Annotated in this window: 24 protein-coding genes; 6 read left to right on the top strand and 18 right to left on the bottom strand. The window is 71.4% G+C overall.

Annotated elements, in window-relative coordinates:
* Positions 1–111: 111 nt before the first annotated feature.
* The 6 genes from CJ226_RS08330 to CJ226_RS08305 are packed head-to-tail and all read right to left on the bottom strand — an operon-like array spanning position 112 to position 5,096.
* Positions 112–966, bottom strand: coding sequence for a MurR/RpiR family transcriptional regulator (locus CJ226_RS08330; RefSeq protein WP_062632803.1), 855 nt, complete (start codon positions 964–966; stop codon positions 112–114).
* Positions 953–1,768 (bottom strand): phosphonate ABC transporter, permease protein PhnE, encoded by an 816-nt coding sequence (phnE, locus tag CJ226_RS08325; protein ID WP_062632805.1) that lies wholly within the window; start codon positions 1,766–1,768, stop codon positions 953–955. The genes CJ226_RS08330 and phnE (CJ226_RS08325) overlap by 14 nt, the downstream gene beginning before the upstream one ends.
* Positions 1,765–2,592 carry a phosphonate ABC transporter, permease protein PhnE gene (gene phnE, locus CJ226_RS08320; RefSeq protein ID WP_102208882.1) on the bottom strand — a complete coding sequence of 276 codons (828 nt, stop codon included), beginning with the start codon at positions 2,590–2,592 and terminating at the stop codon, positions 1,765–1,767. The genes phnE (CJ226_RS08325) and phnE (CJ226_RS08320) overlap by 4 nt, the downstream gene beginning before the upstream one ends.
* Positions 2,589–3,392, bottom strand: a complete 804-nt coding sequence (gene phnC, locus CJ226_RS08315; protein WP_062633029.1) for a phosphonate ABC transporter ATP-binding protein — start codon at positions 3,390–3,392, stop codon at positions 2,589–2,591. The genes phnE (CJ226_RS08320) and phnC overlap by 4 nt, the downstream gene beginning before the upstream one ends.
* 22 nt (positions 3,393–3,414) lie before the next feature.
* The gene (gene phnD, locus CJ226_RS08310) at positions 3,415–4,404 is read right to left on the bottom strand and encodes a phosphate/phosphite/phosphonate ABC transporter substrate-binding protein (protein ID WP_257996591.1); all 990 of its coding nucleotides are present in this window, start codon (positions 4,402–4,404) and stop codon (positions 3,415–3,417) included.
* A 2-nt stretch (positions 4,405–4,406) separates the two neighbouring features.
* Positions 4,407–5,096: an HAD family hydrolase gene (locus CJ226_RS08305; RefSeq protein ID WP_180964573.1), complete on the bottom strand. Its 690-nt coding sequence runs from the start codon at positions 5,094–5,096 to the stop codon at positions 4,407–4,409.
* Between the two features lie 118 nt (positions 5,097–5,214).
* Here CJ226_RS08305 and CJ226_RS08300 point away from each other — a divergent pair, with 118 nt between their 5' ends.
* The gene (locus CJ226_RS08300; protein ID WP_257996590.1) at positions 5,215–5,865 is read left to right on the top strand and encodes an amino acid deaminase; all 651 of its coding nucleotides are present in this window, start codon (positions 5,215–5,217) and stop codon (positions 5,863–5,865) included.
* Positions 5,866–5,998: 133 nt separating this feature from the next.
* Here the strand turns inward: CJ226_RS08300 and CJ226_RS08295 are convergent, their stop codons facing one another.
* On the bottom strand, positions 5,999–7,123 hold the full coding sequence (locus CJ226_RS08295; protein ID WP_102208879.1) for a DUF6226 family protein: 1,125 nt from the start codon (positions 7,121–7,123) through the stop codon (positions 5,999–6,001).
* Between the two features lie 22 nt (positions 7,124–7,145).
* A complete protein-coding gene (locus CJ226_RS08290) occupies positions 7,146–8,591 on the bottom strand; it encodes a helix-turn-helix transcriptional regulator (RefSeq protein WP_102208878.1) in 1,446 nt (481 codons plus the stop codon).
* A gap of 242 nt (positions 8,592–8,833) precedes the next feature.
* Between CJ226_RS08290 and aceA the strand changes: the two genes are divergently transcribed.
* From aceA to CJ226_RS08275, 3 genes are all read left to right on the top strand, one after another.
* Positions 8,834–10,159: an isocitrate lyase gene (gene aceA, locus CJ226_RS08285; RefSeq protein ID WP_062632818.1), complete on the top strand. Its 1,326-nt coding sequence runs from the start codon at positions 8,834–8,836 to the stop codon at positions 10,157–10,159.
* Between the two features lie 108 nt (positions 10,160–10,267).
* Positions 10,268–11,902, top strand: coding sequence for a malate synthase A (gene aceB, locus CJ226_RS08280; protein ID WP_180964572.1), 1,635 nt, complete (start codon positions 10,268–10,270; stop codon positions 11,900–11,902).
* An 89-nt stretch (positions 11,903–11,991) separates the two neighbouring features.
* Positions 11,992–12,423: a hypothetical protein gene (locus CJ226_RS08275; protein WP_102208877.1), complete on the top strand. Its 432-nt coding sequence runs from the start codon at positions 11,992–11,994 to the stop codon at positions 12,421–12,423.
* 16 nt (positions 12,424–12,439) lie between these two features.
* Here the strand turns inward: CJ226_RS08275 and CJ226_RS08270 are convergent, their stop codons facing one another.
* Positions 12,440–12,958 carry an Lrp/AsnC family transcriptional regulator gene (locus CJ226_RS08270; RefSeq protein ID WP_029989076.1) on the bottom strand — a complete coding sequence of 173 codons (519 nt, stop codon included), beginning with the start codon at positions 12,956–12,958 and terminating at the stop codon, positions 12,440–12,442.
* 106 nt (positions 12,959–13,064) lie between these two features.
* Between CJ226_RS08270 and ald the strand changes: the two genes are divergently transcribed.
* Positions 13,065–14,159: an alanine dehydrogenase gene (gene ald / locus CJ226_RS08265; RefSeq protein WP_102208876.1), complete on the top strand. Its 1,095-nt coding sequence runs from the start codon at positions 13,065–13,067 to the stop codon at positions 14,157–14,159.
* A gap of 81 nt (positions 14,160–14,240) precedes the next feature.
* Positions 14,241–15,467 carry a pyridoxal phosphate-dependent aminotransferase gene (locus CJ226_RS08260; RefSeq protein WP_102208875.1) on the top strand — a complete coding sequence of 409 codons (1,227 nt, stop codon included), beginning with the start codon at positions 14,241–14,243 and terminating at the stop codon, positions 15,465–15,467.
* Positions 15,468–15,563: 96 nt separating this feature from the next.
* Here CJ226_RS08260 and CJ226_RS08255 read toward each other — a convergent pair whose 3' ends face one another.
* From CJ226_RS08255 to CJ226_RS08215, 9 genes are all read right to left on the bottom strand, one after another.
* Positions 15,564–15,965, bottom strand: coding sequence for a VOC family protein (locus CJ226_RS08255; protein WP_102208874.1), 402 nt, complete (start codon positions 15,963–15,965; stop codon positions 15,564–15,566).
* A gap of 93 nt (positions 15,966–16,058) precedes the next feature.
* On the bottom strand, positions 16,059–17,480 hold the full coding sequence (locus CJ226_RS08250) for a GntP family transporter (protein WP_102208873.1): 1,422 nt from the start codon (positions 17,478–17,480) through the stop codon (positions 16,059–16,061).
* 39 nt (positions 17,481–17,519) lie between these two features.
* Positions 17,520–18,410 carry an NAD(P)-dependent oxidoreductase gene (locus CJ226_RS08245; protein WP_062632832.1) on the bottom strand — a complete coding sequence of 297 codons (891 nt, stop codon included), beginning with the start codon at positions 18,408–18,410 and terminating at the stop codon, positions 17,520–17,522.
* Positions 18,407–19,834 (bottom strand): four-carbon acid sugar kinase family protein, encoded by a 1,428-nt coding sequence (locus CJ226_RS08240; RefSeq protein ID WP_102208872.1) that lies wholly within the window; start codon positions 19,832–19,834, stop codon positions 18,407–18,409. The genes CJ226_RS08245 and CJ226_RS08240 overlap by 4 nt, the downstream gene beginning before the upstream one ends.
* Before the next feature lie 136 nt (positions 19,835–19,970).
* Positions 19,971–20,681 carry a FadR/GntR family transcriptional regulator gene (locus tag CJ226_RS08235; RefSeq protein ID WP_102208871.1) on the bottom strand — a complete coding sequence of 237 codons (711 nt, stop codon included), beginning with the start codon at positions 20,679–20,681 and terminating at the stop codon, positions 19,971–19,973.
* Positions 20,678–21,808 (bottom strand): UDP-N-acetylmuramate dehydrogenase, encoded by a 1,131-nt coding sequence (locus tag CJ226_RS08230; protein WP_102208870.1) that lies wholly within the window; start codon positions 21,806–21,808, stop codon positions 20,678–20,680. The genes CJ226_RS08235 and CJ226_RS08230 overlap by 4 nt, the downstream gene beginning before the upstream one ends.
* The gene (locus CJ226_RS08225; protein ID WP_062632840.1) at positions 21,805–22,209 is read right to left on the bottom strand and encodes a MaoC/PaaZ C-terminal domain-containing protein; all 405 of its coding nucleotides are present in this window, start codon (positions 22,207–22,209) and stop codon (positions 21,805–21,807) included. The genes CJ226_RS08230 and CJ226_RS08225 overlap by 4 nt, the downstream gene beginning before the upstream one ends.
* Positions 22,206–22,664: a MaoC family dehydratase N-terminal domain-containing protein gene (locus CJ226_RS08220; protein ID WP_102208869.1), complete on the bottom strand. Its 459-nt coding sequence runs from the start codon at positions 22,662–22,664 to the stop codon at positions 22,206–22,208. Before CJ226_RS08220 ends, CJ226_RS08225 begins: the two co-directional genes overlap by 4 nt.
* Positions 22,665–22,722: 58 nt before the next feature.
* Positions 22,723–23,925 carry a glycerate kinase gene (locus tag CJ226_RS08215; RefSeq protein ID WP_102208868.1) on the bottom strand — a complete coding sequence of 401 codons (1,203 nt, stop codon included), beginning with the start codon at positions 23,923–23,925 and terminating at the stop codon, positions 22,723–22,725.
* Positions 23,926–23,968: the final 43 nt, after the last annotated feature.

Below are 23,968 nucleotides of genomic sequence, written 5' to 3'. Positions count from 1 at the left end.
CCCTCTCCCCTTTCCCCCGCGACGCCTGCACGACCTCGCCACGCCTGCACGACGGATCGACACGAGGAGTCGCGCACACGGACCGAGGTCGTGCAGGCGGACCGGGTCGTCTCAGCCGTCGAGGTTGTCGGACACCACCTCGAGCGCGTAGGCGCGGGCCTGGACCGCGTCATCGCCCCGGGCGGAGGTGACGGCGGCCGCGAACACCTCGGCGAACACGAGGAAGGCGACGCGGGAGGCGTGCTGCAGCTCCTCGCGGAAGCTCACACCTGCGGGGGCGATCACCAGGGAGAGGGACGCCGCGTCGGTCAGCGCGGAGGACGCGAACGAGGTCAGCGCGATCACCGTCGCACCGCCACGGTCGGCGGCGGTCGCGACGCGCAGACTCGCCTCGTTCGCTCCGGAACCGCTGACGATCACGCACACGTCCTGCTCCGTGAGGTGTCGGGCCGCGATCTGCTGGGCGATCGCGTCGGCAATGAACTCCGCCGGTCGTCCCGCCGCCGTGAGCCGCATCGCCAGGTCGCTCGCGATCGGGGACGACAGACCGTTCGCCAGGACCAGCACACGACGCGCGGAAGCAGTCGCGGCGACTGCCGCATCGACGGTCACAGGGTCGAGGAGGCTCGCCAGCACAGGGAGGGACGCCGCGACTCGGTCGATCTCGCCGCGCATCCGTCCGAGGACACCGGGCCCGTGATCGACCGCTGCGTCTGCGCTCCCCCCGCCGAGCTCGGCGGCCAGCGCGACCCGGAGCTGCGGGTAGCCGCGGTAGCCGAAGCCCTGGCACGCGCGGACGACGGTGGCGCGGCCGACGCCGGCCCGGTCGGCGAGTTCCTGCGCGGTCCACTCCACGACGGCGTCGGCGGAGTCCAGGATGAGCTCGGCTACCCGGCGCTCCGCCGGCTGCAGGGTGTTCCGGACCGCGGCGATGCGGACGGTCGGCGGGGCACTAGGCGCGAACACGGGCGCGGGCTCCCTCCATGATCCGACGGCGGATCGCGCCGGATGCTGCGTCGATCAGCATCGTCACCACGACCACCACGATGAGCAGGACACCCACCGTCGACCACTCACGGTACTGGGTGTACGAGGTGAGCATGTCGCCGATCCCGCCGACGCCGATGAGGCCCAGCACGGCCGACGAGCGCACGTTGATCTCGAAGCGGTAGAGCCAGAACGACCAGAACGCCGGTTCCGCCTGCGGCCACACCCCCCATCGCAGCACCTGGAGGGTACCGCCGCCGGCCGCATGCGCCGCCTCGATGGGGCCGCGGGGAACGGCTTCGACGGCTTCGTAACCCCATTTGCCGAGGGTGCCGATGCCGTTGAGCGCGAGGGCCAGGGCTCCCGTGAAGGGCGTGAGCCCCGTGACCGAGAGGATGACGATCGCGATGATGATCTCCGGGACAGCGCGGATGAGCGAGAACAGCCCGCGGAGCAGACTGCGCAGCCAGACCGGCCCGAAACCGCGGGCGGCCAGCAGGCTCAACGGGGTCGCGAGGAGGATGCCGAGCACGGTGCCGACCCAGGCCATCTCGATGCTCCGCCACGTCTGCCACAGGGCCTCCGGGAGCTTCTCCCACTCCGGATCGCCGAACATGAGCACGGTGTAACGCACGATCTCCGCCGGCAGGTCGAGGAGGCGTGCCCAGGAGATGTCGATCGACCAGAAGGCGAGCACGACGACGACGGTCACCAGGCCCCACCCGACGAGGAGCCAGGGACGACGAGGTCGAGCGGGGACGGCGGTGAGCGGGACGGTCATACGAGCCTCCGTCGGATGGCGTCGGAGACGACGTCGATCACGATCACCACGATGAGGATCTCGAGGATGATGAGCGCGAGCTGGTCGTAACGGTAGAACGTGCGGACGGCATCGATGAGCAGCCCCATCCCGCCGGCGCCGACAAGGCCGAGCACGGTCGACGCGCGCACGTTGAGCTCGAAGACGTACAGGGACTGGTTCGCGAAGGCGGGCCAGGCGTCCGGGAGGGCGAGCGTGCGGTTGATCTGGGTCTGCGTCGCCCCCACAGCCCTGCCGGCTTCGAGGGGGCCACGGTCGTTCGTGTCGATCGCCTCGGACACGAGCTTGACGATGATCCCGACGTTGAACAGCACCAGCGCCAGGATCCCCGGGAGGGCACCCACGCCCACCATGGCGACCAGGATGGCGGCGTACAGCAGGTCGGGGACGCTGCGGACGACGTTGAGGACACCTCGCACCGCCAGCCGCGCGGCCGTGTTCGGGTTCGTCGCCCGCGCGGCCCAGAAGCTGAGCGGGAGCGATACGACGGCACCGATCGCCGTGGCGATGACCGCCATCTGCAGGGTCTCGATCAGGGGCGGGACGGTGCGCGGGAAGAACGACCAGTCGGGCACGAGCAGCTTCAGCACCTTGTCGGCGCCGTTCTGCCAGTGGCGCGCGATCGCGTCGAGGTCGACCCCGATACCGATGCCGGGCAGACACATGACGACCGTCACCGCGACCACACCGGCCAGGACAGCGGGTCCCTTCCAGGCGCCGGGCGGACGCGCGGGGGCGTCGAGCGGTGCCGACGCGGTCCCCGTGGCGACGGCGGGGGCGGTCATGCGTGCAGCCGATCGTCCGGAGTGAGCGAGCGGCCGTAGATGCTCTCGAAGTCGGCGTCCGAGGCACCGGCCGCGGGGCCGTCGTAGACGACTTCCCCCGCGCGCATGCCGATCATCCGGGCGCCGTACTCGCGGGCGAGGTCGAGCAGGTGGAGGTTGACGAGCACCGTGATGCCGAGGTCACGGTTGATCCGGCGAAGATCGTTCATCACGCCATGCGCCGTGGGCGGGTCGAGGCTCGCCACCGGCTCGTCCGCCAGAACGACGCGGGGCTCCTGCGCCAAAGCGCGGGCGATCGCGACGCGCTGCTGCTGGCCGCCGGAGAGATCAGAGGCCCGCGCGTGCAGCTTCGGCAGGATCCCGACCCGGTCCAGCGCGTGGTACGCGCGCTGCCGGTCGGCCTCGGGATAGGCGCCGAGGAGCGTGCGCCACAGCGGCGTGTGGGCCAGGCGTCCGACGAGCACGTTCTGCATCACGCTGGCGCGCCCGGCGAGGTTGAACCCCTGGAAGACCATCCCGATGTCGCCCCGGAGCCGTCGCAGCGTGCGCGGCGAGGCACCGCTCACGCGATGCCCGCCGACGTCGAGGGTGCCGGAGGTGACCGGTACCAGGCCGTTGATCGTGCGGATGAGCGTGGACTTCCCCGAGCCGGAGAGTCCGACGACCGCGACCATCTCGCCGGCGGCGATGTCCAGCGAGACACGGTTCAGTCCGACCGTGCCGTTCGGGTACCGCACAGTCACCTCGTCGAGGCGGATGGACCACGGCGTGGACGCCGCGGCCGCAGCCGCGACGTCCACCGGGTGATGTGGAGCGGACAACTTACTGCAGCCCCAGGGCCTCGGCGGCCCGGGCGACGACGTCGAGCGACGCGGGGTCGGCCGGTGCGAGCTTGGTGATCGAGTAGATGCTCTCCAGGATCGCGGAGCCCTCCTCCGTGTTCGAGAACTCCTCGAGCGCGGTCGTGATGCGCTCCTGCAGCTCCGGGGACAGGTCGGCCGAGAGGGCGACGCCGTCGTTCGGGATCTCCTCGGTCATGGCGAAGACGACGACCTTCTCCCCCACGTCCGGGGTGTCCTTCTGCACGATCGTGCGGGCATCCCAGAAGCTGAAGCCCACCTCCGCGTCGCCGTTGTAGACCGCCAGCACGGATGCGTCGTTCGCGGTCACCGGGATCTGCTCGATGTCGGCATCCGTGTCCAGACCTGCCTCCTGCAGCGCGAGAATCGGGTAGATGTAGCCGGCGGGGGACCCAGGGCCGAGCACGGCGACCTTCGCGCCCTCCACCTTGTCGATGCTGTCGAGGCCCGCGGGACCGGTCATGGCATCGGCGCCGTTGCAGAACAGCATCCCGTCGCGGGCGACCGGCTCGTCCTCGCAGTACTTGTCGGGGTTGTTCGTCATGAACTGCGCCGGGTAGGTGATGTTGCCGTTGCGCTCCGTCTGCAGTACGACGGAGGCGTCGTACATGTCGTTCGCCTGCCAGAGCTGCAGCGACGGCAGGAAGCCGATCTGCGCCTGCCCTGCGCCCATCGCCTCGACGGCGGCCTGGTAGTCCTTCGAGACGACGCCGGTCACCTCGATCCCGAGCTCCTCCGTGAGGTAGTCGGTGAGCGGGGCGGCCGTCTCGACGAGGCCGTCCTGGTCCTGGGAGGGGACGAGGGCGAGGACCAGCGAGTCGGGGTCTTCGGCCGGGGCCGTGGTCGGGTCGGACCCGGCGGCGGTGCCGGAGCACCCGGCGAGCGCGACGGTCAGCAGGGCGCCGGCGGCGGCGAGGCCGAGAGCCGGGCGACGGGAGGGGGAGGTTCGCATGATCATCCTTCGATGGGGGTGGGTGAGATGGACGGAACGGAGGAGTCGGTGGCCCGCAGCCAGGCTTCGAGCTGCGGGGCGAGCGTGGCGAAGTCGGCAGCGCGGAAGGTCGGGACCGCGGTCGGGTCGGCGAAACCCCCGATCAGCGCGGTGGCGTGGCCGCGGGCGTGCGCGGGGGCGAGGTCGTTGCGCCACATGTCGCCGATGCTCAGGACGCGGGCATCGGACGGCAGCGTGTCGAGGACCTTCTCCATCCCGGCCGGCTTGCGGGCGTCGGTCACGATGCGGTCGAACAGCCCGGCAAGCCCGAGGTGCTCCAGCGCCTCCGGAAGACGCACGGCGGGGGCGTTGGTCACCAGCACGCGCTCCGCTACGGGGCCGGCGGTCCGGAGGAACTCGACCAGACCGCTTGGCACCGTGACCGGTGCCGCCGCCGTGGCGAGCTGGGCCCGGCTGGCCAGGTAGGCCGCGCTGAGCACGGCACGGTCGGCGCCGAGGCTGTCCGCCGCGCGGCGGACGACGTCGTACCCGTCGACGGCGTCAGGGCCCGCGGCGGCGAGCGCGGTGCGGATGCCGTGGAGGAAGCGCTCCGGCGCCCCGAGCGCGGTGGCCACGTGTCGGGCATAGGCGAGGACGGGCCCGTCGCCGAGGGCGATCGTGCCGTCGAAGTCGAAGAGGAGGATGGTGGTCACGGGATTCCTTCTGTGCGGACGCTTCGTCCACCATGGGCAATCGAGATGGACAGAACGCCCACGGCGTGTGAACGCCGCGTGAACACTCCGTCCACATCGCCCGCCTATGGTGAACGTCGTGTCCCAACTCGCTGCCCTCATGCATGCCGCCGACCACGCCGCGACCAACACCCGTGCCGCCGCGCAAGGGGCGATTCACGCGTTGCCCTGGCTCGACGCCTCGATCCGCGCCGATCGAGAGGCGGGGCGCTTCGCCGCGTGGGGCCGGTCGACCGCGGTCGACGAGAACACCGGCACGGGTGTCATCGCGCCGGCCGTGTTCGACGAGCTCCACCGGCGCGCGGGCCTCCCTGCCACCTGGCCGGTCGGCAACGCCGGGCTCCTGCACTGCTACGGCTACCTGCTCTCGCGGGAGCCCACTCCCTACGGCCTCAAGAGCGACCGCTGGCTGACCCCGACGCTGGCTGTCGCCTGCGGACTCCCCGAGGACGCCTTCCTGCCCTGGATCCCCGGTCCGACACTCCTCGATCGAGCGACCGCCGCGGCCGCCGCCCTGTCCGCGCGCCCCCACGCATCGACGGTCATCGTCGACGGCCGCGAGAGTCGGGTCTCCCTGGGCGCGTCGGAAGGTCCGGCCGCCCTCGCCTACGCGGTCGCACCGTCTCCGGGGCTGCCTCCGCTCCCGGTCACGCTCTTCCCCGTGACCGACGCGGCGGCCGTCCTCACCGAGTTCGCCACGCTGCCGCGACTCCGCTGGAACGCCGTGTAGTCAGGGCGTGCGCTCAATCCGGATGCACGATCCTGGGCCGGATGCACGACAGATCCGTCCGCCCGGTCGTGCACCCGCAACACGGTCGTGCAGGCGGGGCACGGACGGGCGGAGCGGGGGCCGGGGTCGGGGCTCAGGCGGGGGTCGAGCTGAGGGGCCAGGCGGGCCACCAGCCGTCGTCGAGCCCGCGCAGCAGGGCGGCCGCGCGCTCTCGCGCCTCCGTGGGCACCTCGGGGGCGGGGCCCGAGCTGCTCTCCCGCCGCTCGCCGTCCGGTGACCGGACCTCCGTGTACAGCCACGCACGGTGACCGACGGGGTACTTCTCCCGGAAGCCGCCAGCGGCGATCGACAGCACGATCCGCTCCAGCTCGTCCGCCGCGGTCTCGGCGGTCTCATCGCACGCATCGCAGATGCACGACGGCACGATCGCGTGGAACAGGGCGCCGGCCTCGACGCAGACGGAGGGAACGGCCGGCGTGATCGCGATCTGCGCACCGCGCGCCGGTGCGAGCACGATGCGCTCCGTCCCGTCCTCCCCCGGCTCTCGCCGCGTCTCGACCGCGTACTCGCGGGAGAGGTGCTCGACGAGCGCGTCGACCACGAGCGACAGCGGTGCGAAGCGCTCCGGGTGGGACTCCCGGGAGTACGACTCCTCCGGCGCGATGCCGTCGGGCCAGCGGTGTCCGTAGCGGATGACCTCGCCGTTCTCGTCATGGAAGTCCAGGAGCGGGAGAGCAGGCCGGACGTACGCGCGCGCCGGGACGACGACCGCGGGAGCGGAATCCTCCGCGGACAGCGCCCTCATCTCCTCGTCGTCGATGTCGTCCTGTTCCCACGACGCGAGCATCTCCAGGAACGCATCCCGCTGGTCGGGCTGCTGCACCATCCCCTGCACGAGACCCGTGACCGGGATCGAGAGGGTGTTGGTCCCGATCTCCGGCTCGCCCGTCATCCTCCATGTCGCGGCCGGGTGCACGACCGCGATGACGTTCCCCACGAACCGCGCCGCCGCCGTGGCCAGCGTCTCGCTCTCGAGCACCTCAGGATGACCGGCGACGAAGTCCCACGTCGCCCCGAGGTCGACAGCGAGCACGGCGGGGTCGGTCCCCTGGCCCCGCGCGAACTCGGCGAAGGGCTCGAAGCCGTCGACGAAGCGGACCGGCCCCGGAGCGTCCGGCTGCGGGGGCATCCACAGAATCGCGGCGGCACCCGCCTCGGGCATCGGACCGAAGGGACCGGGGAAGACGTCGCTGCTCATCGACCGAGCGTACCGAGCGGGATCACCGGGGCGCGTGAGACTCCAGGAACTCGTACACGTCGGTGGTGTCCACACCGGGGAACGCCCCCGTGGGCAGAGTCGCCAGCAGCGTGCGCGGGGTCTTCACGTTGGGCCAGGAGTTCTCGCGCCACCGCTCCTCCAGCTCGGCGGGGGCTCGACGACAGCACACCTCGACCGAGTGCTTCGAGACGCCGCGGTGCGGGGTGTCCCTGCCCACGAACCACCTCGTGTCGTCGAACCGTACCCCCACGCTCACCGAGTGCAGGCCCTCGCTCGACGCCTCGACGCGGGCGGTGCACCAGTAGGTGCCGTTGCCGGTGTCGGTGTACTGGTAGTACGGGTTGAAGCGGTCATCCTCGTCGAAGACCACCCGGGAGGTCCACCGGCGACAGCACATCTGCCCCTCGATGGCGCCGAGGCGGTCGGTCGGGAAGTTCACGTCGTCGTTCTCGTACGCCTTGGTGATCGTGCCCGACTCGTGCACCTTGAGGAAGTGGACGGGGATGTCGAGGTGCCGCGTGGCGAGGTTCGTGAACCGGTGCGCCGCCGTCTCGTACGACACCGAGTACGCATCCCGGAGGTCTTCGATGGAGACCGCGCGCCGCTGCTTCGCGTCCTTCAGGGCGGGGACGACATCGGCCTCCGGCATCAGCAGGGCGCCGGTGAGGTAGTTCGTCTCCACGCGCTGCCGGAGGAACTCGGCGTAGCTGCGCGGCTCGGCGTGCCCCAGGATGCGACTCGACAGCGCCTGCAGCACCGCGGTGCGCGCATCGCCCTTCGCCGGCACGCTGCTCGACAGGTACAGCCGGCCGTTGGCGAGGTCGGCGACGCTGCGGGTGGTCTGCGGCAGATCGGGCGCGTAGTGGAGGGTGAAGCCGAGGTGCGCCGCGATCTCGGACGCGGTGCGCTGGGTCAGCGGTCCCCCGGGATGGCCGACGGCCGCGAGGATCTCGGCCGCCTTCGCCTCAAGGTCGGCGAAGTGGTTGTCCTGTCGCCGCATCAAGTGTCGGAGCTCCACGTTGGCGCGCCGGGCCTCCTCGGGCGTCGCGGCGCGCTCGTCCTTCAGCCGGTCGATCTCACCCTGCAGGGCGAGCAGCGCCTTCAGCGCCTCCGTCGGCACGCTCTTGGCGATGCGGAACGGCGCGATGCCCAGCGCCTGGAACGTCTGCCCCTTCATCGCGCGCTCCAGGGCGATCTCGATCGCGCTGCGCTCGTCGAGCGGCTCCCCGGAAAGCAGCGCGTCGATGGTCACCCCGAGCGCGCGGGCGATGGCCTGCAGCTGCGTGAGCTTCGGCTCGCGCTTGCCCGTCTCGATCATCGACAGCTGGCTCGGCGCCCGATCGAGCGCGGCGGCGAGCTCCTCGAGCGTCAGGCCCCGAGCTGTGCGCAGCTGGCGGATGCGTCGGCCGACGGTGAGGGCGTCGGTGTCTTCCGTGGCGTCGTCCATGTCGGCTCCTCTCAGCCCGCCGTCCGCGTCGGTGCGGGATCGGGAACGCTCCGCGCGAGGCCGCGCCGGGATCCTTCTTGATCTCGCCAGGCCGGGTGAGCGGGGTGTGAGGGCCGAGTCTGTCACGAAAACAGAAATTCGCGCAAACTTCTCCTCGATTCGGCGAGGGAGAGCATGGGAACTTCACACAGAGTGGAGGCACGCCATCGGCACCGACGCCGATTCCCATCCGAGGAGACACCATGACGAACACCGCAGCGACCCCCACCCCGCGCCCCGCCGGCCTGCGCGCCGGCGACCAGGTCCAGACGGCCGCGGAGCTTCAGGAGATCTGGGACACCGACCCGCGGTGGGACGGCGTCGAGCGCACCTACTCCGCAGAGGACGTCATCCGCATCCGCGGCTCGGTCCGCGAGGACGCCACCCTCGCCCACCGCGGCGCGGAGAACCTCTGGAACCTCCTGCACACGGAGGACTACATCCGGGCTCTCGGCGCCTACACCGGAGGCCAGGCCGTGCAGCAGGTGCGCGCCGGGTTGAAGGCCATCTACCTCTCCGGCTGGCAGGTCGCCGCGGACGGCAACCTCGCCGGACAGACCTACCCCGATCAGTCGCTCTACCCCGCGAACTCGGTCCCGGCGGTCGTGCGCCGCATCAACAACGCTCTGCTCCGGCAGGACCAGCTCGAGCACGCCGAGGGCGAGATCACGCAGGACTGGCTCGCGCCGATCGTCGCCGACGCCGAGGCCGGATTCGGCGGACCGCTGAACGCCTACGAGCTCGCGCAGTCCCTCATCCAGTCCGGTGCCGCCGGCATCCACTGGGAGGACCAGCTCGCCAGCGAGAAGAAGTGCGGCCACCTCGGCGGCAAGGTGCTCGTGCCCACCCAGCAGCACATCCGCACACTGAACGCAGCACGCCTCGCGGCGGACGTCGCCGGCGTGCCGACCGTCATCATCGCCCGCACCGACGCCCTCGCCGCCGATCTGCTCACCAGCGACGTCGACGAGCGCGACCGGGAGTACACCACCGGCGAGCGCACCTCGGAGGGCTTCTACCGGATCCGCCCAGGCATCGAGTCGGTCATCAGTCGTGGCCTCGCGTTCGCCCCCTACGCCGACCTGCTCTGGGTCGAGACCGGGGAGCCGGACATCGCGCTGGCACGGGAGTTCGCCGCGGCGATCCACGCACAGTTCCCCGGTAAGCTCCTGGCCTACAACTGCTCGCCGAGCTTCAACTGGAAGCGCCACCTGTCGGACGCCGAGATCGCGACGTTCCAGCAGGAGCTGGCAGACCTGGGCTACAAGTTCCAGTTCATCACCCTGGCCGGGTTCCACGCCCTGAACCACTCCATGTTCGACCTCGCCCGCGGTTACGCCGAGCGCGCCATGAGCGCCTACGTCGAGCTGCAGGAAGCCGAGTTCGCCGCCGAGGCCGACGGCTACACCGCCACCAAGCACCAGCGCGAGGCGGGCACCGGCTACTTCGACGTCATCTCCACCGCGCTCAACCCCGACAGCGCGACCCTCGCCCTGGCCGGCTCCACCGAGACCGCTCAGTTCCACTGATTCTCCCCCGAGACCCCCGGTTCTCGTCGAGACCCCGCCCCGCACACGCCGGGAGCCGGGGGTCTCGACGACAACCCGGGGGCTCGGCATAAGGCAAAGGACACGATCATGACCACCGCACCGATGCAGACGACCCGACAGGGACCCGCGATCGAGATCGCCGGGCCGATGCGCGACCGCTACGACGAGATCCTCACCCCGGAGGCGCTCGCCTTCCTCACCGAGCTCCACCACCGATTCGCCTCCCGCCGTCATGACCGGCTGGCCGACCGGATGCGCCGTCGCTTCGAGATCGGCAACGGGCACGACCCCCAGTTCCGCGAGGACACCGCGCACATCCGTCAGGACTCCACGTGGCGGGTCGCGGGCGCCGGCCCCGGGCTCGAAGACCGCCGCGTCGAGATCACCGGCCCCACCGACCCGAAGATGACGATCAACGCCCTCAACTCCGGGGCTCGCGTCTGGCTCGCCGACCAGGAGGACGCCACGAGCCCCACCTGGAGGAACGTCATCGAGGGGCAGCTGTCCCTCCGCGACGCGATCCGCGGCGAGCTCTCCTTCACCTCCCCCGAGGGCAGGGAGTACCGCGTCACCGCCGAGCGCACCCCCACGATCGTGATGCGCCCGCGCGGGTGGCATCTGCCGGAGAAGCACCTCGCCTTCATCGACCGCGCCGGCCGCCGCACCTCGGCGTCCGGATCGCTGGTCGACTTCGGCCTCTACTTCCTGCACAACGCGCAGGCGCTGATCGAGGGCGGACGCGGACCGTACTTCTACATCGCGAAGCTCGAGTCCAGCGAAGAGGCGAAGCTGTGGGACGACGTGTTCTCCTTCAGCGAGGAGTACATCGGAATCCCGCACGGCACCATCCGCGCGACCGTGCTGATCGAGACCCTGCCCGCCGCGTTCGAGATGGACGAGATTCTGTACGAGCTGCGCGACCACTGCGCGGGCCTCAACGCCGGGCGCTGGGACTACATCTTCTCCATCATCAAGAACTACCGCGGCCGCGGCGCCCGCTTCGTGCTCCCCGACCGCAGCGAGGTCACGATGACGGTGCCGTTCATGCGGGCCTACACCGAGCTGCTCGTGCAGACGTGCCACAAGCGCGGCGCCTTCGCGATCGGCGGCATGAGCGCGTTCATCCCCAACCGTCGCGACCCCGAGGTGACGGCACGCGCGGTCGAGAAGGTGTCGGCCGACAAGAAGCGCGAGGCCGGCGACGGCTTCGACGGCACCTGGGTCGCCCATCCGGATCTCATCCCGACGGCGCAGGCCGAGTTCGACGCCGTGCTCGGAGACCGCCCGAACCAGATCGACCGCCAGCGCGACGACGTGCACGTGGAGGCACGCGACCTGCTCGACCTGCACATCGGTCGGCCGATCACGGCTCAGGGCGTGCGGGACAACGTCTCGGTCGCCATCCGCTACCTGGAGGCCTGGCTGCGCGGGCTCGGCGCCGTGGCGATCGACAACCTCATGGAGGATGCCGCGACCGCGGAGATCAGCCGCTCGCAGGTGTGGCAGTGGATCCACCAGGACCGCACCACGCAGGACGGCACGCCCATCACGGTCGAGTACGTCGAGGGGCTGATCGGCGAGGTGCTGGACGAGGTCGAGCGACGCGAAGGCGACCGCTTCGACGACGCCGCCGAGATCTTCCGCGAGGTCGCCCTCCGCGAGGAGTTCCCGACGTTCCTCACCCTGGGCGCCTACAGCCGGTTCCTGGTCGACGAGGACTGACGATGCCGGGATGCCGCGGGCCGCGAGGTCCGCGGCATCCTCACGTCGCACCCGGCCCGCACGCTCCCTGCCGGGCGTAGCCTGGAGCCATGAGCGCCGTATGGAGCAGCATCGCCGAGGAGTTCCTGCACCTCTATCCGCGGGGGCGACGGCTGGTCGCGGTCGCCGGGGCCGACGCCGAGCGTTCGCGCGCGGCCGCGGACGGCCTGGCCGCCGCTCTCACCGCCGCCGGCCAGACCGTCGAGCGCGCACACACCGCCGACGGGGAGGAAGCCGCCCTCCGCGCCGACGTCGTGGGGCCGTTCCGCGCCACCGACAGCGACGCCGTGCTCCTCGTGTCCGGACCGGGCGCGATCGTGTCGCCGAGCGTACGCGGGATGTGGAACTACGTCCTCTGGCAGCTCGCGGGAGACGAGCCCCCGCACACCGCGGCGAACGCCCTCGTCGACGTGACCGATCCGGCCCATCCCACCCGGCGTTTCGCCGACTACTGCGCCGTCCCCTCCTCGTTCGAGACCTGAGTCGCCGCGCGCCGACTCAGTGGAACGACGCGGCGACCGAGTTGCGGTGGTAGTCGAACACGATGCTCGTGCGGGTCGATGCCACGCTGCTCTGCGCGGACAGGTGCTCGAGCACGAACTCGCGCATCTCCGACGAGTCGGCGACCGCGATGTGCAGGAGGAAGTCGTCGTCTCCGCCGAGGAAGAACACCTGGATCACCTGCGGCAGCGCGCGCACGCGATCCGCGAACTCCACGATGCTCTCCCGCCGAGCGGCCGGGCGCAGACTCACGCCGATGATCGCCTGGAGTCCGGCGCCGAGCTCGCGTTCGTCGACGCTCGCGTGGAACCCCGTGATGACCCCGCGCTCAATCAGCCCGCGCAGGCGTGCGTGTGCCGTCGACGGGGCGACTCCCAGTCGTCCGGCCAGCTCGGCGTTCGTCATCCTCCCGTCGGCGGTGAGGAGCTGTACGATCCGCGCGTCGGTGGGGTCGAGCGCGGGGGCCCGAACGCTGTTCGGCTCGGATGACGCGGCGGCAGTGGTCATACGAAGCATTATTCAGGATTCGAGCGTTCACCGAAGAGTCTTCATCGAATCTGTCGATGTCTCGACGTTTCTGCGATCCTTGTCTGCACCCTGCGCCCTGAGACCTGGAGGATCGATGAAGATCGGCGTCCCGACCGAAGTCAAGAACAACGAGAACCGCGTCGCCCTCACCCCGGCCGGCGCCGATCGGCTCGTGCGGGAAGGGCACCGCGTGCTCGTGCAGTCGGGAGCCGGCGTCGGGTCGAGCATCGACGACGACGCGTACCGCGCGGCCGGTGCCGAGATCGTCGCGACCGCCGCCGACGCGTGGGGCGAGGCCGACCTGCTCATCAAGGTCAAGGAGCCCGTCGCCGAGGAGTACGGCTTCCTCCGTCCCGACCTCACGCTCTTCACCTACCTCCACCTCGCGGCCGATCGCCCGCTGACCGAGGCGCTCGTCGCGGCCGGCACGACCGCCGTCGCCTACGAGACCGTGCAGCTGCCGGATCGCACACTGCCCCTGCTCGTGCCGATGAGCGAGATCGCCGGCCGCCTCTCCGTCATCATGGGGTCCCACTCCCTGCTGCGTTCGCAGGGCGGCCGCGGCATGCTGCTGGGCGGCATCGCCGGCACCCCGCGGGCCAAGACCGTGGTGATCGGCGGCGGCGTCGCGGGCGAGCACGCCGCCGCGAACGCGCTCGGGCTCGGGTCCAAGGTCACCGTCGTCGACGTGGCGCTCCCCCGCCTGCGCGAGCTCGAGCACCGCTACGGCGGCGCCCTGGAGACGCGCGCGTCGAGCCGGTACGACATCGCCGAGGAGCTGACGACGGCGGATCTCGTCATCGGATCCGTCCTGATCCCCGGCGCCGCGGCCCCCAAGCTCGTGACCGACGACATGGTCGCGGCCATGAAGCCGGGGTCCGTGCTCGTCGACATAGCGATCGATCAGGGCGGTTGCTTCGAGGGCTCCCGTCCGACGACCCACGACGACCCGACCTTCGCCGTGCACGATTCGATCTACTACTGCGTCGCGAACATGCCGGGAGCCGTGCCGACGACCGCGACCCGGGCGCTGACGAACGCCACCCTCCCCTACGTCTCGGCGATCGCGGCCAAGGGCTGGGAGCGGGCGGCCTCCGACGACGCTGCCCTCGCGAAGGGGCTCAACGTGCAGGGGGGACGCATCACCCTGGACGCCGTCGCCCAGGCGCACGGCCTCACGACCGACTGACCTGCCGAACCCGAAAGAACCTCGGATCTTGGCGTCATCCCACACCTCCCCCGCCGTATCGACCCGAGTACGCTCGTAACCGTGACCGAACGCGCTCCTCTCTCCCGCAAGCTGTCCGCCATCGCCGAGTCCGCGACCCTCAAGGTCGACGCCAAGGCCAAGGCCCTCAAGGCCGAGGGCAAGCCCGTCATCTCGTATGCCGCGGGCGAGCCCGACTTCGCCACGCCGCAGTTCATCGTGGATGCGGCGGCCGAGGCACTGGCCGACCCGGCGAGCTACCGGTACACCCCCGCCCCCGGGCTGCCGGCGCTGCGCGAGGCGATCGCCGCCAAGACGCTCCGCGACTCCGGTCTCGAGGTCTCCCCCGGCCAGATCATCGTCACCAACGGCGGCAAGCAGTCGGTGTACCAGGCGTTCCAGGCCGTCGTGAACCCCGGCGACGAGGTGCTGCTGCCGGCCCCGTACTGGACGACCTACCCGGAGGCGATCCGTCTCGCGGACGGCACGCCCGTCGAGGTCTTCGCCGGCGCCGACCAGGAGTACAAGGTGACCGTCGAGCAGCTCGAGGCCGCCCGGACCGACCGCACGACGGTCCTCGTGTTCGTGTCGCCGTCGAACCCCACCGGCTCGGTGTACACCGCCGAGGAGACGAAGGCCATCGGCGAGTGGGCGGTGGAGCACGGCATCTGGATCATCAGCGACGAGATCTACCAGAACCTCACCTACCCTTCGACGGACTCAGGGACCGCGGTGACGGCGACCTCGATCGTGGAGGCCGTGCCGGAGGCCGCGAACCAGACGATCCTCGTCAACGGGGTCGCCAAGACCTACGCGATGACCGGCTGGCGCGTGGGCTGGATGGTGGGTCCGGCCGACGCCATCAAGATCGCCGGCAACCTGCAGTCGCACCTCACCAGCAACGTGAACAACGTCGCGCAGAAGGCGGCGATCGCGGCGCTCAACGGCCCGCAGGACGAGGCCGAGAAGATGCGCGAGGCCTTCGACCGCCGCCGCCAGCTCATCGTGTCGGAGCTGTCGAAGATCGACGGGCTCGTGGTCCCGAACCCGCTCGGCGCGTTCTACGTCTACCCCGACGTGCAGGGCCTGCTCGGTCGCACGTGGGGCGGCGTGACTCCGACCACCTCGCTGGAGCTCGCCGACCTCATCCTCGACCAGGCCGAGGTCGCGGTCGTCCCCGGCGAGGCGTTCGGTCCGTCGGGCTACATCCGCATGTCGTACGCGCTCGGCGACGACCAGCTCCTCGAGGGCGTGCAGCGCCTCCAGCGCCTGTTCTCCTCATCCTCCTGACGCCGAGACCCCGTTTTACCGCCGAGACCCCCTCGTACCTGCGCAGGTACGAGGGGGTCTCGGCGTGAACGCGGGGTCTCGGCATGGGAGGCGGAGTCAGTCGTCGGGGTGGAAGCCGATCAGCCAGCGGATGCCGTAGCGATCGACGAGCGTGCCGTCGACATCTCCCCACGGGCGCTGTTGCAGCGGATCGATCACGCGGCCGCCGGCGGAAAGCTCGTCGTACCAGCGGGTCAGCGTTCCGGGGGCGGCGGTGCCGAGGAGCGAGAGGAACATCCCGCTCATCTGGACCGCGTCGTCATCGGCTCCCGCGTCGGCCCCGGCGAGTTCGACCGGCCCGCTGAGCTGGCCGTGCGCGACCGCGTCGCCCGGACCGTCGTGGCGACCGGCGCTCGCGTAGTCCATCAGCTGGAGCTCGCCGCCGAAGACGTCGCGGTAGTGGCCGAGCGCTTCGGCGGCGTTGCCGGGGAACAGCAGGTACGGGATCAGTCCGCTCATCCCGCGAGCGTAGTCCGCGGCAGCCCCCGCGGCCACCCGCCGGGGACGACGAACGGCCGCCACCCGGAGGCGACGGCCGTTCATGCGGACGGGTCAGGAGACCGGGATCACCGCGTACAGGATCCAGGTCAGCGCGAAGCCGGCCACGCCGAGCACCGTCGTGAGCGGCGTCCACGTGCGCAGACCGTCCTTGACCGAGAGGCCCAGGTACCGCGTGACCACCCAGAATCCGGAGTCGTTCACGTGGCTGAGACCGAGGCCGCCGTAGCCGATGGCGACCGCGAGCAGCGCGGTGTGCACGGTGTCGAGCCCCATCGCGGAGACCGACGGCAGCAGGAGCCCCGCGGTGGTGGCGATCGCGACGGTCGCGGACCCCTGGGCGGCACGCATGATGAGGGAGATGAGGAAGGCCGCGAGCAGCAGGGGCATGCCGCTGGACGCGAGCACCTCGGCGACCGCTCCACCGATCCCGGTCTCGGTCAGGACGCGGCCGAAGGCACCACCGGCACCCGTGACGAGGATGATGACGGCCGCGGCCGGCAGCGCCGACTCCATGACCTCGCCGAGGTGGGAGGCCGACCAGCCGCGGCGCACGCCGAGCAGGTACATCGCGGCGGCGATCGCGACCATGAGGGCGAAGATCGGCTGACCGACCATGCTGAGGAATCCGTTCCAGAACGTGCCTGCCTCGAACAGCGGCGCGACAGCCGTGCCGAGCATGATGAGCACGAGCGGCAGGAGGATGAGGCCGAGGACGGTACCGGCGCCCGGCGCCTTCTCGCCCTCGCCGAGTCCGCCGGTGAGCGTCGACTTCTCCGTGCCGAAGTTGTCGTACATCTCCTTCGTGGCCGCGAGCATCGCGAACTCGCGGGTGTTGATCCACTTCGCCACGAGGTAGGACAGGACCGCGAGCGGCACGGAGATCGCGAGGGCGAAGATCGTGACCCAGCCGATGTCGGCACCGAGGATCGCGGAACCGCCGACGATGCCCGGGTGCGGGGGCACCGCGACGTGCACGGCGAGCATGATGCCCGCGACCGGCAGGCCGAACTTGATCGGGTTGAGACCGGCCACCTTCGAGAAGGCGAACACGATGGGGATGAGGATGATGAAGCCGGCGTCGAAGAACACCGGGATCGCCAGGATGCCGGCGGCGATGACGAGCGCGATGCCGACGCGCTTCGGGCCCAGCCAGCTGGTGAAGCGTCCGGCGAGCGACTCGGCGCCGCCGGACAGCTCGATGATCTTGCCGAGCATCGAGCCGAGGGCGACGAGCACGGCCACCGAGCCGAGGGTGCCGCCGACACCAGCGATGATCGCCTGGATGACGCCGAGCTGCTCGGGGGTGTCACCGTCGGCGGGGATCGTGGTCAGCGGCAGACCTGCCGCGATGCCGACGATGATCGACACGAGGATGAGGGCGTAGAACGCCTGCATCTTGAACCGGATGATGAGCAGGAGCAGCAGGCCGAGGCCTGCCAGGCCGATCAGGATGAGGATCGGAAGAGGAAGCATCTCTGGATCTCTTCTTTCAGTGGGGGCGCGACGTCGCGCTCAGGACAGTCGTTCGGGTGCGACGACGCGGATGACGGCGGAGTCGTCCAGAGCGCCGAGGCCCTGCGCTTCGCCGAGGAGGAACAGCTGCTCGGCCGCGGCGGCGACCGGCGTGGACAGGTGCGCCCGGCGGGCGGCGTCGCCGACGATGCCGAGGTCCTTGACGAAGATGTCGAGGCGGCTGAGCACCTCGGCGCCGTCCTCGTCGTAGGCCTGCAGGGCGCGCGGACCGCGGTTGCCGAGCATGAAGGAGTTCGCAGCACCGGCCGTCAGCGCGTCCAGCGTGCGGGCGCGGTCCAGTCCGAGGGCGTCGGCGAGCGCGAGCGCCTCCGCGGCCGCCGCGATGTGCACGCCGCAGAGGAGCTGGTTGACGGTCTTCAGCGCCTGGCCGTCCCCGGGCTTGTCGCCGACGATGGACAGCGTCGAGGCGAGCTGGTCGAGCACGGGCCGCGCGATCTCCAGAGCGGTCGGGGTGGCGCCGACGACGATGAGGAGGTCGCCCTCCCCGGCACGGACCGGCCCTCCGGACAGCGGAGCGTCCACGAGCTGCGCACCGTGCGTGGCGAGCTGGGCGGCGATCGCATCGATGCCGTCCGTGCCCACCGTGCTGGTGAGGATCACGACCGCGCCGTCGGCGAGGTGCGGGGCGAGCCCGTCCTCGCCGAAGAGCAGCGCCTCGAGCTGCGCGCCGGTGCGGACGGCGACGAGCACCGCGTCGGCACCATCCACGGCGTCCGCCGCCGAGGAGGCCGGCGTGACACCCGCCTCTGCGGCGAGGGCGACGCGTTCGGCAGCGATGTCGAAGCCGCGCACCGCGAAGCGCTCGGCGAGGCGGGTGGCCATCGGCAGCCCCATGGCGCCGAGTCCGATGACAGCGACGGTGGATGTCATGAGTGTCCTTCCGGGTTGTTTCCATCGTCGCCTGCGAGCGTGGCGACGACCGTGACGAGGGAGTCCGCGTCGCCGACGTTGCCGGCGAACACGACGTACGGGATGCCGACCGCGGGGCCGGTCTCCGGCTGCCACAGCGAGACGAGGCCGGGCAGCATCGGACCGAGCACGGTGGCCCGGCGGATCTCGAGGGCCTCGCTCGCGACGTCGCTGGAGGTGATTCCGCCCTTCGCGATGACGAAGCGGGGCGGAGCGATGGCGAGCACCCGACGCACGAGTTCGACCACACCGCTGGAGATGCGGCGGGCGATCGCCAGGCTCTCGTCGCCGTCGGCGCCCGTGATGAGTTCGCGGGTGGTGTGCACGATCACGGTCCCCGTGGCGAGCGCTTCGGCGACGGCGTGCGCCTGCGTCTCGAGATGGGACTCGCGGTCCGGGCCGACGAGGGCGCGCACGTCGAGTTCGACCGTGCGGGTGCGGGGCCGCGCCGCCATGAGGGCTTCGAGCTGGGCGGTGGTGAGCGGCACGTGGCTGCCGACGACCACGAGACCGCCGCGATCGTGCGCGAAGGGGATGTCCTCCGCCCGCACCGGCTCGGCGATCTCCTGTCCGATGTGCGCGCGCACGTAGGGCGGACCGACGCGGAGGAGCACGTCCCGGTCCCGCAGGCGGTGCAGCGCGAGCGCGACGACGCGCATGTCCGATTCCTCGACCACGTCGACCACGACGACCGTGCCGTCGGCCAGCGCCTCGAGGAAGCCGGCCACGGCGTCCACCCCGGCGCGGATGGTGCGGATGTCGAGACCCGCGACCGCAGACGCCGGGATGCGTCCGCCGGTCTTCTCGGCGACCCACTTGCGCAGGTCGGAAGAGGCGTAGCCGAAGGTCGCGTCCGCCGCGAACGGCGTCTCGCCGACCGGGGTGGCCTCGCCGCCGGTCACCCAGTAGTGCACGGAGTCGACCGTGATGCGCCCGGCGTCCGGGAATGCGGGGACGAGCAGGGTCAGCGCGGGGGCGTGGCCCGTGCGGGATCCGATCTCCGCGGAGAGGACATCGGTCTCGAGCGGGAAGTGGCCGCGCAGCGTCGAGTCGCCCCGGGAGACGAACGTCACGCGCCGCCCCTGGGCCTCGGCGGCGGCGAGTGCCACGTCGACGATCTCGCGATTGCGGGCGGCCGCGGCCTCCTCGTCGAGGGACCGGGTGTTCGTGAGCACATAGACGGCGGCGGCGCCGGTCGCGAGCGCCTCGTCCAGGTCGGCGCGCTCCCATCGGGTGAGGACCGGGAGGTTCGCGACCGACTGCGTGCCGGTCGGGTCGTCGTCGAGGACGAGGAGCACGTCGGCGGGGTCGACCTCGGTGCGGACGTCGGCCGCGGTAACGGCGACGGGTGCAGGCAGGGGGGCCAGCAGGTCGTCGATGTGCACACGAACTCCTTCGTTCCGGAAGATGGCCCGTGGTGGGGGCCACGGTCCAGGGGAATCTGCCTCGTTATCCGATATCAGATAACGAAGAGCGTACCCCACGATCACCGTCCCTCCAAACCGACGGAGAGCGTGCTGCTCAGCGCCCGTGGACGTAGTGCAGCAGGTCGTCGCGGGTCTGGCGCATGTGGCTGCGCATGGCCTGGCGGGCAGCCGCACCGGACCCGGTCCGCATCGCGTCCAGCACCGCCGCATGCTCCGCCAGCGCGTGCTCGCGGATGTCCGGGATCGCACTGGTCTCGCTGCGGGTCGCCTGCAGCATCGTCGTCAGCGGACGCATCGAGGCCACGAGGATGCGGTTCTCCGCCGCGCGGATGATCACATCGTGAAAGGCGAGGTCGGCGGCCACGAAGGCGTCCACGTCGGCCCGCTCGTGCGCCGCCTGCATCTCCTCGAGGAGCGCGGCCATCTCGGCGAGGTGCTCCTCGGTGCGGCGCCCCGCCGCGAACTCCGCCGCCCCGGTCTCGAACATCATGCGCATCTCGAGCATCTCCAGCGAGGAGCGCTCTCGCGCACCCGCGCTCTGGGCGTGCCGCACGACCGCGTCGAGGCCCGTCCACTCGTCGGTCGGCGCGATGCGGTGTCGGGTGCCGGGCACCGCGACGATCACGCCCTGCGCCTGCAGGAGGCGGACGCCCTCGCGCATCGTGAGGCGGGAGACCCCGAACTGCTCCGCCAGCTCCCCCTCGGGCGGCAGCGGCTGTCCGGCCTCGAGCCGACCCGCGATGATGGCGTCGAGCAGTCCGTCCACGACGGCCTGCGTCCGCGACACCCGCTCGAACTTCGTCACAGGTCGACGCCCACCAACACGGGTTCCGGCTGCAGCACCAGACCGAACTCGGCATGCACGCGGTGCTGGATGAAGCGGGCGAGCTCGGCGACCTCGGCCGCCGTGGCGCCGCCCCGGTTGGTCAGGGCCAGGGCGTGCTTGGTCGAGACGGACGCCCGCGAGCGGGGCAGCTTGAACCCCTTGCGGATGCCCGCCTGCTCGATCAGCCAGGCGGCGCTCACCTTCACGTCCGGGGCCTCGGTCTTCGTCGGCGGCACGTGTCCGTCGTAGGAGGCGAGGGGGATGACGGTCACGGCGTCGAGGTCGGGGGCGACCGGCCAGCGCGGGCACTCCGGCGGGAGGGACCGGGCCTGCGCGGCCGTGACGATCGCGTTCTGGAAGAAGGAGCCGACCCCGTGCGTGTCCGGGTCGTCGGCGTCGAGCAGCATGCCCTTCGATGCGCGCGTGGCGAGGATGCGCTCTCGGACCCATGTCAGCGGCACCGGGGTGTCGTCGGTCAGACCGAGAGCGCGGCGCAGCTGCTCCCCACGGACCACGCGTTCGCGAGCGACCAGGAGATCGACCGTGAGGGACAGGATCACGGCCCGGCGCTGCGGCTCGCTCCCGTGATGGTGCTTGAGCACCGAGGTGCGGAATCCGAGCCCGAGCTCGGTCGCCGGAACAGTGGAGATCTCGCCGGAGTCCTCGTCGATCAGCTCGACCTCGACCAGGGTCTCCTGGATCTCCTGCCCGTAGGCGCCGATGTTCTGCACGGGCGCGGCTCCGACCGTGCCGGGGATGCCGCTCATGGCTTCGAGCCCGGCGTAGCCCCGCTCGACCGCGTACGACACCAGGTCGTCCCACCCGTGTCCGGCCTGCGCGCGCAGACGGACGCGACCGGCGTGCGGCGATGGGAGCTCGTCGATGCCGCTCGTGCGGATGCGGATGACGGTGCCCTCGAACGGCTCGTCGCCGACGAAGAGGTTCGAGCCCCCGCCGAGCACCAGCCAGGGGTCGCCCTCCGCCCAGGTCTCCCGGAGAACCGCGACGAGCTCCGCCGTCGTCGTCGCCTCGCGCATCCGCGCGGGGGCGGCGCCGGTGCGGAGCGTGGTGAGCTCGGCCAGCCGGATCGGCTCGACGTCGCTCATCGGACGGCGACGCGCAGCTGCGCCTTGACGAGCACGGTGGTGTCGCCCGTCGTGACCTTGAGGTCGATGCGCGCGGACTCCTCGTCCACCGCGCCGACCGTCGCGACGACGTGCACGTCGGCGCCGGTCTCGGGGTCGACCACCACGGGCTTCGTGAAGCGGACGCCGTAATCGAGGATCCGGGTCTGCGGGTCGAGCGCGGCCACGACCACAGAGGAGGCGATGCCCATGGTCAGCATGCCGTGCGCGAGCACGCCGGGAAGGCCCACCGCGGCGGCGACGTCGTCGCGGTAGTGGATCGGGTTGAAGTCTCCGGAGGCACCGGCGTAGCGGACAAGCGACTCCCTCGTCAGGTGCACGGTGCGCTCGGCCAGCACGTCTCCCACGGTGAACGCGCTCATGCGGCCTCCTCCTCCTCGGCGCCCACGAGCAGCACGCTCGTGGCGGTGACGACATGCGCGCCCCCGTCGTCGGTGATCTCGGCCTCGCTCGTGATCATGGCGTTGCCGCCCATCATGCGGATGCCGGTGACGCGCAGCTGCGCCGTGAGCTCGTCTCCCGCGACGATCGGCCGGGTGTAGCGGAACCGCTGCTCGGCGTGGATGGTCCGCGCCAGGACGATGCCGGAATCCGGTTCGGCCAGCAGCTGCTGCAGCGTGAGGTCCTGCAGGACCATCGCGAAGGTCGGCGGCGCGACGACGTCGGCGAAGCCCGCCGCACGGGCGGCCTCGAGGTCGGTGTGCTGCGGGGCGTCGGCGAAGACGGCGCGCGCGAACTCGCGCACCTTCTCCCGTCCGACGAGGTAGGGGGCGGTCGGCGGGAACTCCCGGCCGACGAGTTCTTGGTTCACTGCCACCCGTCGATCCTACCGAGGGCGACCGACGGCCCGCCGCGCGCGGGCCGTCCGAAAACCCTCAGGCGGCTCTGGCCGACATCGCCGAGCCGAGCAGGACGAGACGCATGGTGCGCTCAGCGGCATCGCGGAGCAGCTCTTCCCCGTGCTCCACCGCCTCCTCCAGCGGCATCGGCACGGTGAGGATGGAGGCGATCGCATCGATCCCGATGTCGTGCACCGCCGGCGCTCCCCGTCCGAGCGAACCGGCCAGCCCCAGCACGGGAACGCCCGCGACCCTGGCGCGCATCGCGATCTCAGCGGGCACCTTGCCGCGCGGCGTCTGGAAGTCGATCGCCCCCTCGGCCGTGATCACGAGATCGGCCTCCGCCATCAGCGCATCGAGGTCGTGCGGCATCAGACTCCCGTCGAGGAGCACCTCGAAGCGCGGGGCGAGACGGGCGCCGAACGCGGCGGCGAGCCCGGCTCCGAGCCCGCCCGAGGCCCCGGTCCCGCCTCCGGTGCGCACGTCCATCCCACCCCCGAAGGGACTCTGCTCCTCCAGCAGCGTCGCCCAGGCGTCGAGCGCGTCGGAGAGGCGCTCGACCTCCGCCGGCGACGCCCCCTTCTGCGGACCGAACACCCTGGCCACCCCTCGGGGGCCGCACAGCACGTTGTGGATGTTGCAGGCGAGGACCATCTCGACCTCGGCGAGACGCGGGTGCACGCCCGAGAAGTCGAGGGACGCGGCCTCCGCCAGGTGTCCGCCGCCCGGCGGGACGACGCGGCCCGCCCGGTCGAGGATGCGCACGCCCAGAGCCGTCAGCGCGCCCGCTCCCCCGTCGCTCGTGCCGGAGTCTCCGCACCCGACAACGATGCGCTCAGCGCCGTCATCAAGGGCCGCGGCGATGAGCTGTCCGACCCCGGAGGTCGTGGTGGCCGCCGGATCGCGACGGTCCCGCGGCACGAGTCGGAGCCCGGCCGCGGCCGCCATCTCCACCACCGCGGTTCCGCGCGCCGCCCCTCCGAGGCGGGCCCAGTGCGCCACCACCGGTTCCCCGACGGGTCCGGTCACGGTCGCGGGCACGAGCGCGCCCCCGGTGCTCGCGGCGAGCGCGGCCGCCGTCCCCTCGCCCCCGTCGGGTACGGGGAACTCGTCGACGCGCACGCCGGGGATGACACGGCGCACGCCGGCGGCGATGGCTCGGGCCACGGCGTCGGCGCCGAGGCTCTCCTTGAAGCCGCTCGGAGCGACGAGGATGCGCTGGGGAGCGTGGATGGACATGAGGACCTCCTTCTGCGCCCTCGGGGGCGCGCGACAGCCCGGA

The sequence above is a fragment of the Microbacterium sp. UMB0228 genome, from assembly GCF_002871415.1.
Lineage (GTDB): Bacteria > Actinomycetota > Actinomycetes > Actinomycetales > Microbacteriaceae > Microbacterium.
This window is presented reverse-complemented; position numbering and strand designations above follow the sequence as displayed.

What these genes read in the sequence shown, in the direction of transcription:
- phnE (WP_062632805.1), bottom strand. Translation starts at nt 1,768, where the DNA reads ATGACCGTCCCGCTCACCGCCGTCCCCGCTCGACCTCGTCGTCCCTGG.
- phnE (WP_102208882.1), bottom strand. Translation starts at nt 2,592, where the DNA reads ATGACCGCCCCCGCCGTCGCCACGGGGACCGCGTCGGCACCGCTCGAC.
- phnD (WP_257996591.1), bottom strand. Translation starts at nt 4,404, where the DNA reads ATGCGAACCTCCCCCTCCCGTCGCCCGGCTCTCGGCCTCGCCGCCGCC.
- CJ226_RS08295 (WP_102208879.1), bottom strand. Translation starts at nt 7,123, where the DNA reads ATGAGCAGCGACGTCTTCCCCGGTCCCTTCGGTCCGATGCCCGAGGCG.
- CJ226_RS08290 (WP_102208878.1), bottom strand. Translation starts at nt 8,591, where the DNA reads ATGGACGACGCCACGGAAGACACCGACGCCCTCACCGTCGGCCGACGC.
- aceA (WP_062632818.1), top strand. Translation starts at nt 8,834, where the DNA reads ATGACGAACACCGCAGCGACCCCCACCCCGCGCCCCGCCGGCCTGCGC.
- aceB (WP_180964572.1), top strand. Translation starts at nt 10,268, where the DNA reads ATGACCACCGCACCGATGCAGACGACCCGACAGGGACCCGCGATCGAG.
- CJ226_RS08275 (WP_102208877.1), top strand. Translation starts at nt 11,992, where the DNA reads ATGAGCGCCGTATGGAGCAGCATCGCCGAGGAGTTCCTGCACCTCTAT.
- CJ226_RS08270 (WP_029989076.1), bottom strand. Translation starts at nt 12,958, where the DNA reads ATGCTTCGTATGACCACTGCCGCCGCGTCATCCGAGCCGAACAGCGTT.
- ald (WP_102208876.1), top strand. Translation starts at nt 13,065, where the DNA reads ATGAAGATCGGCGTCCCGACCGAAGTCAAGAACAACGAGAACCGCGTC.
- CJ226_RS08255 (WP_102208874.1), bottom strand. Translation starts at nt 15,965, where the DNA reads ATGAGCGGACTGATCCCGTACCTGCTGTTCCCCGGCAACGCCGCCGAA.
- CJ226_RS08250 (WP_102208873.1), bottom strand. Translation starts at nt 17,480, where the DNA reads ATGCTTCCTCTTCCGATCCTCATCCTGATCGGCCTGGCAGGCCTCGGC.
- CJ226_RS08245 (WP_062632832.1), bottom strand. Translation starts at nt 18,410, where the DNA reads ATGACATCCACCGTCGCTGTCATCGGACTCGGCGCCATGGGGCTGCCG.
- CJ226_RS08230 (WP_102208870.1), bottom strand. Translation starts at nt 21,808, where the DNA reads ATGAGCGACGTCGAGCCGATCCGGCTGGCCGAGCTCACCACGCTCCGC.
- CJ226_RS08225 (WP_062632840.1), bottom strand. Translation starts at nt 22,209, where the DNA reads ATGAGCGCGTTCACCGTGGGAGACGTGCTGGCCGAGCGCACCGTGCAC.
- CJ226_RS08215 (WP_102208868.1), bottom strand. Translation starts at nt 23,925, where the DNA reads ATGTCCATCCACGCTCCCCAGCGCATCCTCGTCGCTCCGAGCGGCTTC.